Raw genomic sequence first — 13,987 nt, 5'->3', positions numbered from 1 at the left:
CTCCCTAAACTTACTAGATGTTAGTTTTCGTGCCTCAACCCAACCTCCGGGCTTATTATAGGCTAATTAACTAAACCTCTAGTTTTGGGGATAAAAAGAAGGAAATGTAGAGACGCGCAGTTGCGCGTCTTTAGCTCGTTGAAGTGTCAAGCAAAAGTGGAAAAGCCCAAATCTGGCGGGACATCTTGAATACGTCCCAACCCTATCGCTTGCAGGGCTGCTTTGAGCGAAACATCACCTGTATAGAGGGCACGACCCACAATCACACCGCTAACTCCCAAAGGTTCGAGTGTTAGTAAACTCAACAAGTCAGTAACCGAACTAACACCGCCAGAGGCAATAATGGGGATGGAAATAGCATTGGCGAGTTCTCTTAATGCCTCTAAATTAGGGCCAGAAAGCGTGCCATCTCGATGAATATCGGTGTAGATAATGGCAGCAACCCCTAATTGTTGCATTTGCTTAGCCAAGTCGATTGCCGCAACTTCAGACGTTTCTAACCAGCCTCTTGTGGCAACCTGTCCATTCCGGGCGTCAATTCCTACGATAATTTGCCCTGGAAATTCCTGGCAAAGTTCTTCGACCAACTGGGGTTGTTCTACGGCTATGGTTCCCAAGATTACCTGCTTCACACCCATGTTTAGCAGCTGAGAGACTGAGCTTTTGTCGCGCAAGCCGCCCCCTACTTGGATTTCTCCCGGCACTACCTGTAAAATCGCCTCAATTGCCTGTCGGTTGACCAGTTGACCCGCCTTAGCACCGTCGAGGTCTACGATATGCAACCGGGTTGCCCCCTGTTCTACCCACTGTTTAGCAATATTAGCGGGGTTGTTATCAAAAACTTGCGATCGCGCGTAGTCTCCCTGATATAACCGTACGCACCGACCTTCTAGCAAATCAATCGCTGGAATTACATTCATCTTCAGCTATTCAAATAATCAAATGAGTAGAGTGGGCAGCGCCCCCCTACTCAGTCCAGACTATCAGCTAACAGCTATCAGCTAGCAGCTAATTGTTGTGGTGGCAGCCCAAATAACTCTTCGAGATAATCAGACGTAAGCGTTTGGTTCCACTGACGCAGCTGCACCATGAGTCGGGCAAATGTGAAAACTAATTCCACGGCGTACAAGGCATAGCCAATTTGCAAGACATCGTTCCCTTTCGGGCGTTCGCCCTGGTGATGTTTGAGAATACCCATTAAATTTTTAGTGGTGCCCTGCAAGCGGGTGAGATAGGAATCTCCAAACGCCCAACGGCTAATCCCCCAGAACTTTGCTAGGTGATTGATTTCGTCTTGCATGGGTTGCGCGATCGCTTGTTGCAATGCCCCCGTCGAATGAGCCATTAACCAGAGATATACAGACGTTGCTCCCCACTCGGTTGCGATCCGGGCGATCGCGTATTTATAGACATCTTCTCGTAGATTTCCACTCGATTCATAGCCTTTTACTGAGTTCGGATGGGATTGTAGTTTATCACCCGTTAATTGTTGATAGATTTTGCTAAAAGTGGGGCGGTGTTGCCGTTCTTCTTTCTCCCATATTCCGACTTCTAGCACTGAGCCATCCACTGCAAAGGTACCGCCCACAAATCGCGCCATTGGAAAGTGGGCTGCCTGCAAATAATTCCAGCTTTCCATCGCATAAGCGCGAATCGGCGTTTCAATCTCCACCGCATTTGCAACTGTTGCAATAAATAATTCGGGAGCGACACCGATAATTTGATTAGAAGTAATTGCTTGCCAATCAATCGTTTCCCAGCGGCGCTGATGAGGATTTTTAAACTGTCTCGGTAAGTCTGACAGGTTCTGCTGGAGAATCTCCAACGATAGATAGCGCTCAATCAGATAATTAATGCGCGATCGCGTTTGTAAATAATGCGGATGGGGATATTGATATCCAGCTAGATCGACCGACCGCTCTTTAATGCTAGAATCATTCATAGATTCAGTGCTTCCTTCTTGCTTTAGCCTTGATTAATAAGTACCTATTCAACCCTCTAGCAAGTATCTTTGTAACAGCATTCTGATATTCAAAAGCTTAGATTCTTGATAAAGATTGATGCTTCCAGGACAAATTTAGTATCGAAGAGCAATCCGGATTTTTTCTAAATTTTGTGACAGTTAAAATATTGACATACTGTGAAAGTCTTAAATTAGCTATCGTTAAGCGATTTCCAATTACTTTAATAGGCGATAGATACCATTTTCCCTAAACTGCTGCTTTCTGGTAAAAACGGAGAACAGTTTGTGACAGTTTCAGCAGCGACCTCCTAGGGAATAGCGGACAATTAGCAATGAGTACCCAGTAAAAAAGGGTGGACAGTGCCCACCCTTGTGACTTTATTCACCCTTATGAGGACGGTGCTAGTTCCTCCAAAATCGTAAATCTCACATGATTTAGAGATAATTCTCCAATAGAAACGGACTGCTTATTGACTCTTTCCCCATGACTCATCAAGCTTTCAAAGGTGATACCTTTGCCCATTTCAGCGTGATACCAAGCTAAACCCATGAAAAACCGCGATGGATAGGGACCTTTTTCGACCACATCATCCGGATTGGATTCCATCGGCAACCAACCAAATCCAGGCAGGTAGAACTCCATCCAGACATGATTAAAATCAGGTTGCAGGGGCAAATTCATCAATTCAGGATGGGGAGGGCACTTGTAGCGACCTACCGTGCGGCAGGCAATGCCATTCAGCCGCGCCAGGGCAAGTAAAACCCCCAGGTACTCACCGCAGGAACCAACACCCCTTTCTAAGGCGACATCTGGCGGGTCAATGTAGGGCTTAATCCCGTAGGAAAGACGGTCATAGACATAGTTGCGAATTTTGAAAATTTTCCGCAGCATATTCGTTTCGCTGCCAATCGCTTCCTTGGCGGCCTTGAGGATGATATCGGTGTCCATTGCCAAATCATCATCATCCGTCAGATATTTGCTGCGTAACTCAGGCGGGAGGTCGGGAAGTTTTTCGGCATCTCTGGGCGTCAGGCGATATTTGATGCTCCAGACTTCTATCAGGGCTTTCCAGCCAAATATATGGCGATCGCCGGTTTTGAGACTGTTAAATTTAAATACAGCCACCCGCTGTCCGTCTTGAATTTCTTCCGTGAAAGGCAATCCGACCGCTTCAATTTTTCTGATCTTCTGCCGATGAGTCTCCGAGGGTAGAGCAATTCGCCACTCCACATTTTCTAAATCCACCTCGTCGAGGGGGGAAAGTTCCTCGACGTAGGAAATTTCCATCAGATAACCATTCGAGAGAGCGTAGTGTTCAGCCTCGTTGTAGTAAAAATACAACGGGTGAATAAACGTGCGATCGCGGTACTGTAATTCGTAATTCGGGTCGGCGTTCGGGTTATCGCGCAGGTAAGGCTCCTCACCTGCATAAGCTACGTAGAGAATATCCTTCCCCGTTTGAGGATCTGTGTAAAAAGCTAACCCTGTCGGGCATTCAAAAGGCGTCAGTACGCTGAATTTGATCTCACCCGTAGCTCGGTCAAGGCAGTAAACTGTTTGCTCAATGCTATCGGAAACCCAGAGTTCCTCACCCTTGACTGTGATATTTTCTACCCCTACTCCAGGGGCATAAAATCGGGTAATTTCTTGACCTGTCTCACGACTAAGAACAAGAATATATCCCGCCTTCTGGGAAGTCACGTAAACAGTTGATTCCCAAACAGCAACCCCATTGGCTGGGTAGGGCAAGGTGACAAAAGACTGAGGCGTCAAATCAGTGGTAGAGATGCCATTAATGGCGTTTGGACAAAAGAAAACACCATTTTCCTGGGTACACCAGAGAGTATCTTCCCAAAGAGCTAACCCAGTCACGCCCAGAAAATCTGGCAGATGATTGGCATTGAGTATAGTAGTGTTGTCACTCTTCGGATCGATTTGCAGCAGATACCCGTTAGTGGCGTCAATGGCGATAAGTGTATCTTTCTGAGAAGCAATGCCATGTATGGCAGCAGCTGCAATCGGTCTAATTGTCCGATGCCAAGGATTTTCTTTGAGTGGTAGAGCCGCTGAATCAGGAATCATCTCAAATCTCAGTGAAGTTTATGTAGAAGTGGATACCCAGGGAGGCAGAGGGGTTTGAAAGTTGGGATTTGGGATTATGAGGATTTAGTCAATCTAGAATAGCGATCGCCACTCTCAAATTGGTTTGACCCTAGTCTTAGCCCAAGTTACCAAAAATGCAACCAAGACAACTGCTTTATACGAACTTGAGTACGATCTTATTTGTCTGTGTCAGCCGGGAACTCTAACAACGGTTAGGACTTCTTTAATTAATGACCCAACTAAGGATTGAGCCGACCCATTGCCTTTAGATGCCCCCTCTGGGGATTCTTGCAGAAGGGCAGACTTCATGACTCGATGTCCGAATAGAAAAACAAATTTTCCGTACATGAGTTTGATATATAATTATGGACACGCGATCGGACGAGCTTGCTGCTCCAAAGCGATATCAATCTAGCGATTGGTTGTTAAACAGAACCTTCAAAAGTGTGAGAGTGCAGAGCCATTCACAACTGTCTGGATGGGCAAAATCTTCAGGCATTCCGCTTGAAAAGGTCTGGAAATTGAAAGAGACCGGATCAATGAGGTCTACACAAGAAACTACAGTGCCGCAAAAATTAGGGGTCGCTCGCGATACGCTCCCTAAAGGAGAAACCCTCGGCAAAATTCAACCCAATTTCAATTTTTTAAGTAGACTCGTTGAAGTAAAAATCCCACAGCTTAAGTTCTGGGGAGTGTCAACAGAAAACAGTTCTAGCATGATTTGGATGAAACGCTACTCACAGATTACAACACTGGCTGTTTCCTTAACGCTCGGACTGGTTCTGAACGTGCCTTCCCAGGCACAGGCACAGCCTGCCTCACTCAGCCGTAGCTTACTACCAGATACTTTAAACTTCAAGCCGCCAGAGCGAGGCACCCCTGATGGCAGAGAACAAGGTGCAACCCGCCAACCCATCCCTTGCACGCAAGGTCTCACTGCCTTGACACCCTTGGGTGTTGGGCTAACAGTTGCAGAGTATCCAACCTTTTCATGGTATATGTCTACAACGTCAGCTCGGTCAGCGGAATTTGTGCTAAGGGATGCAAGCGATCGAGAAGTCTACAAAGCGAATTTTGCGATCGCGGGAAAACCTGGCATTTACAGCCTCAACCTTCCTCCATCCGCCAATTTACCACCCTTGGCGCAGGACAAGGAATATCATTGGGACGTCTCGGTGATTTGTGATGCTAACAGCCGGGAGAAAGATATTGTCGTAGGGGGTGCGATCAAGCGCATCGCACCAGATTCAGCCTTAGTCAGACAAATCCAGCGAGCCACTTTACAAGAGCGCGTTGGTCTTTATGCACAAGCTCGCCTTTGGCATGAGACACTCGCTACCCTGCTGGAGCTACGCCGCTTGAATCCTAACGATTCTACCCTGGCATCTGACTGGAAAAAGCTGTTACTGTCAGTTGAACTGAACAAGGTTGCGAGCGAGCCTCTAGTTCAGAGCGCAGCTAGTCGAAGAACGACTGGCTCAAACTAAAACAACCAGTCTTTGGGTTGTTATATCTGGTAAAAATAGGAATATTTGACCCACTCGTTCAGAGTTTTCAACTCCAAAATGCGACTCGATGAAGGCAGAAAGCCGAGTTCGGATCGTGAAGAAAACGATGTAGGGGTTGGGTAGTCAGTCAATCTAGGGCGGGACAATCGAATCTTGTTGGTTGAACCGCACCTATCTATTCAAAACTCAAAACTCTTTGGAGCAGTTCTGCTATGGACTGGATGAAGTCCCCTAGGTTAAAACGAGCCTTAGCTATCTCTATGGAAGTGGCACTGCTCACGGGTTTCTCAACTCTGATAGGGACACCACCAACACTACTCGCCCAAGGAATGCCCGATCGGTGGATAGTTGCTGGATATAATCCACCTAAAACCGTTGGGGCACCAGGGCGCAGAGAAGGGGGCGGAACTCGCAGTCCTGGAAGTTGTCCGGCGGCAGGCAAGCCCCTCACTGCGCTGATTCCTGCCAATAACATTGGGTTTACCGTCGCCGCATATCCGAGCTTTTCATTCTACGTCCCTCCAGTGCCTGCCCAAGCGTCGCCACTGGTACTAGAGTTTGTACTGAAGGATGAAAAAAACGATCGAGAGATTTATACAACAACCTTCATGACTACGGGAAAGGGGGGTATTGTCAGCATCAGTCTTCCAACTTATGCTGGATTACCACCCTTGGAAGTCGGTAAGAATTATCAGTGGATCTTGTCGATGGTTTGCGATTCCGAACAGCGATCGCTCGATGTTTTTGTACAAGGTTCGATTCAGCGGGTTCCACAAACCGCGCAGCTTGATAATCAGTTGAGGGTGGCTACACCGAATAAGCGCCCAGATGTTTATGCAGAGGCGGGGATGTGGTTTGATGCCTTAACTACTCTGGCAGAGCTGCGCCGCTCCAATCCGAACAATTCCGCTTATTCTGCTGAGTGGGAACAACTCTTGAAGGCAGTTGGGCTGGACAATATTGCCAAAGAGCCTTTGCTTCCCAGTATGACGACATCTGCTAGCCAAACGACACCCTTTCAGCGCTTGAGAGAAAATCAATAGTTTTGAATGAACTGTTCTCTCACTTTAAGGATGAAAATATACTTAATTTCTCATCCTTGAAGACTCAGCAGGCAATGGGGCAGGGAAAAAGCCTATGCCCCTACCACTTAGCACTGCAATTTTCTGTAAATATGAAATGAACAGCTAGAGGACAGGATAAAGCTGAAGGCTGGATATCTAAACTCCACAAGTGTCCCGGCTTATACCAATTCACTTTATTGGGGCTACACTTTAATTCTCAAAGTCGCCTTTTTTCTAGCGATCGCGTTGTGGCGCAGATGCACTCTCTTTGCAGGGATTGGTGTCTCTGATGTACCATCTTTTGTGAAATGGTACTATAACCTTTTACCTTAATATCGCCTAAAATAGATTGCTGAAAGTGGCTACTGGCAAGACTTGTGCCATCCAAAATCGGCAATTCAAAATCTCAAATCCTATAGAGGGACGCATCACACTTTTACCCTCTCGCCATTATTACCTCGTACTCTCAGCAGGATATTCTGGATAGCAGGCTGGGGGAGAAAATTAGCAATTTCGTCCTGGTTTAGCCCAAACTGGGTAAAGCTGTCGGAAAAATACGTTCCCTGGCTGAATAATAGTGCCGCAGGTGATATCGATCCGTTTGTCTTGGGGATCGCGAATCCAGTCTGAAATGAGAGTGCGCGTGCAATCAGGTGCAAAAGTCATTGATTGGGCGTTTGAGTGTGGTAGCAAACCGATCTTGTTCGCGAGCAAATTCGCTCGCCTTCCGAAGGCACAATGTAACTAGCAAAGAGGCGACGCCATTGACAGATGATGGCATAATGAAAACATAAAATTGAGTCTTCAGATAGATGCAATTTTTGTGAAAACCGCAAAATCATGCCGCTCGTTTGCTTGCAAAAGTAACATTCTCGCTCCTAAAAGCGAGAATGTTACTTTTGGAGAGAGAAAAGGAAAAAAGTTGAATTAAGTAAAGAAAATACGGATTGGATACAAAAAAATTGTATTAATTGAAGTTTTTAGACAATTCAACCCGTGGAGAACACAGCTACCATGCGTTCAAAATTTCAATGGTTTTGGTGTGGAGTGTTAATTGAGGGTGCGATCGCTTGTGTCTCTGCCAGCGGTGCTAATGCCAAAACACTACCGGCAACGCCCGATCTGAATGGATTGAATTTTCATCGCGAAATGGAAACGATGAAAGCGTTTTCCAGCGACGAGAGAGCAAAAAAAGAACCCGCTAGGCGTTCAGTTGCCCCGTCAAAGGGCATACAGCAAAAGCGCGTGGGAGTTGTTCAGCCTGAGCCAGAGAGGTCTGAAAATAGGCGGCTGCAAGCGCAGACTCTACCTGCTTCACCGCAGAACCAACCACAGCTAAATCAACCCCTGCAACCCCAATCCGATCCTAACCGCGATCGCTTTCCGCAGCCTGCACCCCTTCCAGAACCTCTGCCGGAAGAGTCACCGTCGCCCGTACTGACGCCGCCGACACCAGCACCCGATTCTGCACCGTCCTCAGCCACGCTAGAGGTGAAAAAGATTCAAGTCACTGGCAGCACCATCTTTGGCGCAGAACAGTTGAACTCGATTACTCAAACTGTAGAGGGGCGGACTGTCACCCTAGAAGAACTCAGAAACGTTGCCGATGCGATTACCCAGTTGTACCTCAATCAAGGCTTCATCACCTCAAGAGCCATCCTGGTAGACCAAGCCATTACGGATGGTGTCGTCCAGATTCGCGTCATTGAAGGCAGCCTAGAAGAGATTAGGGTAGAAGGAACGCGCCGGTTGAATTCAAATTACGTGCGATCGCGCGTGCGTTTGGGGGCTGGCAAACCGCTCAATACGGGCAAGCTAGAAGATCAATTAAGGCTATTGCGCGTCGATCCCCTATTTAAAAATGTAGAAGCCAGCCTCCGCTCTGGGAGCGGGGTGGGTCAAAGTATTCTCGTCGTTCGCGTTACCGAAGCCAACCCCTTTTATGGCAGCTTCGGCGTCGATAACTACTCGCCTCCGAGCGTTGGTTCCGAACGATTGGGCGTCAATCTGGGTTATCGCAACATCACCGGCATTGGAGATGAAATTTTTGGCTCCTATTACCATACGACCACAGGCGGCGCTGATGTTCTTGACTTAAACTATCGGGTGCCGCTCAACCCCATGAACGGCACCTTGCAACTGAGATATGCTCCCAACCGAAATAGAGTCACCCAAGCCCCTTTTGAAGTTTTCGACATTCGGGGAGAATCACAGCTTTATGAAATTAGTTATCGACAGCCGTTAATCCGCTCACCGCGTGAAGAATTTGCCCTTTCTTTAGGCTTTACTCACCAGAATGGTCAGACTTTTACTTTTGCAGGGCCAACCCCGTTTGGTTTTGGCCCCGACGAAGAAGGTCGGAGCCGCACCAGCGTGATTAAATTTGGGCAAGACTATCTGCGTCGGGATGTTAAGGGTGCTTGGGCATTGCGATCGCTTTTTAGTCTTGGCACTGGCTTATTGGATGCCACCATCAATCCCGACCCCATACCCGATGGTCGGTTCTTAAGCTGGCTGGGCCAAGTGCAGCGAGTTCAAGTCCTGAATAACAATAATTTCTTAATTGTGCAAGGAGATATTCAGCTATCAACCAGTGGCTTATTACCCTCCCAACAGTTTGTAATTGGCGGTGGTCAATCATTGCGCGGCTACCGACAAAATGTGCGTGCTGGTGACAATGGAGTGCGACTTTCAATTGAAGATCGCATTACCGTTCAGCGAGATGAAGCCGGTGCCGCCACATTGCAGTTTGCTCCTTTTGTGGATGTGGGTTGGGTGTGGAATGTGTCTGATAATCCCAACGATGCCACGTTACAGGATGAGAGATTTTTAGCAGGTGCTGGCTTAGGGCTAATCTGGCAACCTCTGCCCAAGCTAAATGTACGACTAGACTATGGCATTCCACTGGTTGATATCGAAGACCGTGGCGAAAATGCCCAAGATCGGGGATTCCATTTCAGTGTTAACTATCAATTTTAGAAAGAATTAAAAAATTAAAAATTGAAGAACTCCTCATTTTTAATTTTTAATTCTGCATTTTGCATGGATTACCACGGGTTGCCAATCATCGTAAAAGCTGCCCAATAATAAGGATGAGATAAATTTTGATTCTCCAGCTTCGCGAGTTCGGGCGTTAGAACTACATCCCCTCTGGGAGTTTGCAGTTTACCTCCCTGTATTCGCACTTGCCCCTTCAGCATCGCTACCTGTGCTTGCCGCAGTGCCTCCACTCTCACGGAGGCTTTTTTCAATTCTTGGTAAAATTCCGTCATCAATCCCAAGGTGCCTTGGTCGCTGACGTACCAAAGACTTGCCAGCGCTGATTTGACTCCTGCCTGCACCGCTAACCCAGCAAAACCCAGCTCCGCCTGCTCATCACCCAGTGCAGTGCGACAGGCACTCAAGACTAACAAATCTACCGGCGGGTCATTCCACTCAAGCTGTGGCAGTTGGTTTAAGGACAGCTTCGTGTCCCATAGCTGAATGTAGGAGTTACTCGGATCTCCGGGTTCAAATTCTGCATGGGTTGCCAGGTGAACAATTCTAAACGGTTGTAGACGGCGCTGAGTCTTGAGATTCTTGAGAGTGAAAGCATTGTTGAGGAAGGATTTACCAGGCCACAACTCAGGTGTAATGATTGATAACTCGGTTGGCACAGCGGGAAGCGGGTCTTGGTCGGGAAATTCCGATGCTCCCATTGCCAAAACTTGAGAGTTTTTTAGGTTGCGTTGGAGAGTGTCCGTTAGGCTAAGACTGGGGATCAAGCTGACGCTGTATTTCTCCACCAGAAATTGTTGACCATCATATAAAGCTGCAAATGGTACAGAACGCAACCCACTATCGGGCACGAATACGAGATTTTGGATGCCTCTAGCTTGTAAATCGCCTTCTAGCGGAGCGATTAGCCACTGATACAGTTGCTTGGCTGAGGTTAGGTAAGTGGGAGTGCGTCTGATCCGAATGACTTCCTTGCGAAATTGCTCGGCGACTTTGAGAACTTGCGTTCGCGAAGCGTATGCGCCTTGCGCTCCTAGCACGGCTCCCGATAACCGCTTGCGGATGGGTGGACCCTCTGCCGTTACCAGCACTACTTCCAGCTCGTCGCTCTGAGGGCTAACGGCTGTAGAGGCTGGGGTTTCCTGCCCCTGCTGAGTGTTGAGTGAGAGGGATTTTTCAGTCCCTTGTACTCTCCTACTTTCCTGCACCTCTGGGGCAATAGTTTTGGGAACAAAAGCAACATACATCAGCGCTGGTCTGACTCCCGTCTCTGTTTCAATTCTTGCGAGAGTCTGACGAGCATCAAGCAGAGAATTAACACGAGTAGGAAGATTATTGAGACCGAAATATTCGGCAAATTGACGAGTAAAAATTTCTTCGCGTTCGGTCACGACCGCGTCAATTTCAATTGCCGGGATATCCGGCGGGAGTTCTGTGGGTGGCTCCTCTTCTGGGTCGTCGATTAAGATTGTGGGATCGATTATTTGATCGGGATCGGCAGTAATTAATTGAATATTTCCCTGGGTGTCTGGCCCAGGAAAAGATTGGAAGGTCGGAATCGTGAATTGCCCATTGTTCAACGCTCCGGCTGTCCCGTTTGTTGCTGGATTTCCAACTAAAAAAGGAACTAAATTATTGCCGCCACCGTGCTGGATAGCGATCGCGCCTCCTCCAATTCCTCCGGACGTAGAGATACTGGCAGAGATCCCATCTTGGTCTAGAAAAGTGCCCGTAGCTTTGAAAAATTGATCAGTTGCAATGTTAACGTTTCCCCCCACGCCATTCGTTCCCCCTTGGGCATTGATGGAGGTAACTTGAATATCTCCAAGCGGATCGAGGGTGACAGATCCCCCATTCCCGATTGCTGAACTAGAGTTGATGACTCCAGCGTTGATTTCGTTCAGAGCCAAAAGCGCGATCGCACCCCCGTTTCCAGCGTTGGACGAGGAATTGATAGAACCAGCAATATTAATTGTCCCTGTCGGACTATTGGGTGAAGTAATATGGTTAATTTTGTCAAGTGCAGAAAGAGTAATTGCACCTCCATTCCCAAGATTTGATGAAGAATTTAAAAAACTTTTAATGTTAATTGAACCTGCTGTACTCGTTAGAAAAATATTGCCGCCATTACCTGAATCAGAAGTTGTCAAAATCCCGTCTAAGGGCGAACTCAGGATATTAATATCCTTAAAAGCGGACATCGTTACAGAACCCCCATGTGCCCCTAAAAAAGTGGCAGAGGTATCGATTTTTCCGAGGACTGTAATGTTGTTAGCAGAAGCCAAATTCACAGAACTCCCCAGTGAGGGCAAGGAAGTTTTAGAGGTGGCTCCCTGCACCACGACATCACCAGCGTCTACCTGGATGTTAGATCCAGACAGTTTCACCTCCCCAGTGCCGCTAACCGTTACTTTTGTCGCATTCTTAGCGCCTCCACCTGTGAGTAACTGAGGCAAAGAGAGAGGAGAAGCGATGGAGAGGGGGAGAGAAGGCGAGAGAGGTTGAATCTCTAAACTCAGCAGGTTTCCCGCCTGAGAAAGGCGAACCATCTTTTCACCGGGTACAGATGCAACCGCGATCTTCCCCCCAGGTGCCGAGAGATTACCGACGGAGACAACCGTGCCACCGAGTAGATTGAGATCCTGCCCATCTTTAACGGCTAGCTGTGCCTCGTTGACAATCGCTCCGGGAGTTTGAGGGGTGGCGAAGGCATAGGTATTGGGCGTCCCTACCAGCGCCGCATAGCTATTAGAACCGATGGCATTAAACCATCCTGAGTCAAATTTAATTCCAGTCGCTGTGGTGGCGGTGAAGCTCCCAGGTACGTTCAAACTAGCTCCTGCGCCAAAAACGATCCCGGCGGGGTTCATCAAGAAGAGGTTGGAATTGCCGCCAGAGACTTGGAGAAGCCCATTAATGACTGAAGGATCGCCCCCCGTCACACGCCCCAGGATATTTTGAATGGATGGGCTAGAAATGAAGTTGGCAATCTCACCTTGGCTAAGACCAAATTGGGTGAAGCTGTGGAACAAATTGGTCTTATCAGCGGATGTCGTGCCGCCTTGGATGTCGTATTGGGTTCCATTGGGCTTCACAATGGTGCCGGTGCTGTCAGTTGCCGGGACGATCGATTGTGCCTGCACGCTCAGAAAGCAAACGGATATTCCCAATGCCAGATGTGGAAGGGCAAAAAGCAAAAAGGCGATAGATTTTGACCTTTTCCTTTTGACTTTTCCCTTTTGTCGTGCTAACAACAATTTAATTCTTTTGACAATTGATTTCATAAGGCCGCTCCTAAAAGGAAACACGTTCCTCAAGTCTTTAGATTTTTCAACGCTAGCTTTTGGGGCAACTTTTGCGCTAGAGGCAGTGTTGAAATGGCTACAGGCTTTTGTTTATAGTGTTTGGACAGTGTAAAGGGAGAAGTCCTCGCTCTGCGGTAAATTGCCGTATCGTCCTGTCCGCCAAAACTAATTAGGAAGGATATAAAAAGAATGGATTTCACCACCACTCAATCAATGAACAGGAGTTTGAGCGCCAACTCATCGCTTTTAGGAGATAAGCTAGTGAATTAGCCAGCTCCAGCCTGCCCATCTGGAGAAAGCTTAAGTCGGGCGGTAACACGGACAGAGCAATTACCAAGCGGATTTTCCGGTTTCTTCCCAAGTGCCGGACTATCCACAAATTGCGTAAAGCAAAGCGATCGCTTCTATCGAATCGCTTCCGGGTGCCAAAGAAAGTAAACAATAAATAGTAGAAACATTCTTTGTTTGGGAAGCGGTACACCCCGCCCCGCTTTCCCCCAACCCTCAAAAGGGAAGGGTGTCCAGCGGAAATTTTTATGACTGACGCTTTTGCCCTTAGATGGCACCGCACCCTGATTGTTCCTGCCACGCTGCTGGCTCTTTGTCTGACCACTATATCAGCCAGAGCGCAAAATAAGGTGTACAGCCCAATTCCTGTACCGGCAAACAACGAAGTTTCCGACACGCTGACTGAAAAAGATATTCCGACTGGTGAGGGAGGTTTTGCTCGTGATTACGTGGTGAGTCTGGATGCTGGAGATCAGGTAGCGGTTGACTTGATCTCTGATAGTTTTGACACGATTGTGACGCTGATGTCGTCGGATGGCGCTACTGTGGCGGAAAATGATGATGGTCCCGACGGCAGCACTAACTCGCTTTTATTTTCCCGCATTACCGAGCCGGGTGATTATATTATTCGGGTTCGGGCTTTTGGGGAAACAAGTGGCGGTTCTTTTAAGCTCAAGGTAACGCGCCTAAAACCAATGTGAGTAGAAAGTAGAAGTTTTGAATTAGTTGAATTATAAGTGTTGAGTTTTAAATTTAAA

General features: G+C 47.6%; 8 protein-coding genes. 4 read left to right on the top strand and 4 right to left on the bottom strand.

What is annotated here, in order from left to right:
- Positions 1-146 precede the first annotated feature (146 nt).
- From hisA to NC996_RS03095, 3 genes are all read right to left on the bottom strand, one after another.
- Complete coding sequence (gene hisA, locus NC996_RS03105) at positions 147-920, bottom strand: 1-(5-phosphoribosyl)-5-[(5-phosphoribosylamino)methylideneamino]imidazole-4-carboxamide isomerase (protein ID WP_190681623.1); 774 nt, start codon at positions 918-920, stop codon at positions 147-149.
- Positions 921-997: 77 nt separating this feature from the next.
- On the bottom strand, positions 998-1,942 hold the full coding sequence (locus NC996_RS03100; RefSeq protein WP_190681620.1) for a hypothetical protein: 945 nt from the start codon (positions 1,940-1,942) through the stop codon (positions 998-1,000).
- A gap of 409 nt (positions 1,943-2,351) precedes the next feature.
- A complete protein-coding gene (locus tag NC996_RS03095; protein ID WP_190681617.1) occupies positions 2,352-4,046 on the bottom strand; it encodes a transglutaminase domain-containing protein in 1,695 nt (564 codons plus the stop codon).
- A gap of 560 nt (positions 4,047-4,606) precedes the next feature.
- Here NC996_RS03095 and NC996_RS03090 point away from each other — a divergent pair.
- The 3 genes from NC996_RS03090 (at position 4,607) to NC996_RS03080 (ending at position 9,618) form a co-directional block, all read left to right on the top strand.
- Positions 4,607-5,554, top strand: a complete 948-nt coding sequence (locus NC996_RS03090) for a DUF928 domain-containing protein (RefSeq protein ID WP_190681614.1) — start codon at positions 4,607-4,609, stop codon at positions 5,552-5,554.
- A gap of 233 nt (positions 5,555-5,787) precedes the next feature.
- Positions 5,788-6,618: a DUF928 domain-containing protein gene (locus NC996_RS03085; RefSeq protein WP_190681612.1), complete on the top strand. Its 831-nt coding sequence runs from the start codon at positions 5,788-5,790 to the stop codon at positions 6,616-6,618.
- Positions 6,619-7,653: 1,035 nt separating this feature from the next.
- Positions 7,654-9,618: a ShlB/FhaC/HecB family hemolysin secretion/activation protein gene (locus NC996_RS03080; protein WP_242037416.1), complete on the top strand. Its 1,965-nt coding sequence runs from the start codon at positions 7,654-7,656 to the stop codon at positions 9,616-9,618.
- Positions 9,619-9,686: 68 nt separating this feature from the next.
- Here NC996_RS03080 and NC996_RS03075 read toward each other — a convergent pair whose 3' ends face one another.
- Complete coding sequence (locus NC996_RS03075; protein ID WP_190681594.1) at positions 9,687-12,920, bottom strand: CHAT domain-containing protein; 3,234 nt, start codon at positions 12,918-12,920, stop codon at positions 9,687-9,689.
- A gap of 557 nt (positions 12,921-13,477) precedes the next feature.
- Between NC996_RS03075 and NC996_RS03070 the strand changes: the two genes are divergently transcribed.
- Positions 13,478-13,930, top strand: a complete 453-nt coding sequence (locus tag NC996_RS03070) for a PPC domain-containing protein (protein WP_190413280.1) — start codon at positions 13,478-13,480, stop codon at positions 13,928-13,930.
- The last annotated feature ends 57 nt before the right edge of the window (positions 13,931-13,987 follow it).

Source organism: Trichocoleus sp. ST-U2 (assembly GCF_039961875.1).
Classification (GTDB): domain Bacteria; phylum Cyanobacteriota; class Cyanobacteriia; order Cyanobacteriales; family FACHB-T130; genus FACHB-T130.
This window is presented reverse-complemented; position numbering and strand designations above follow the sequence as displayed.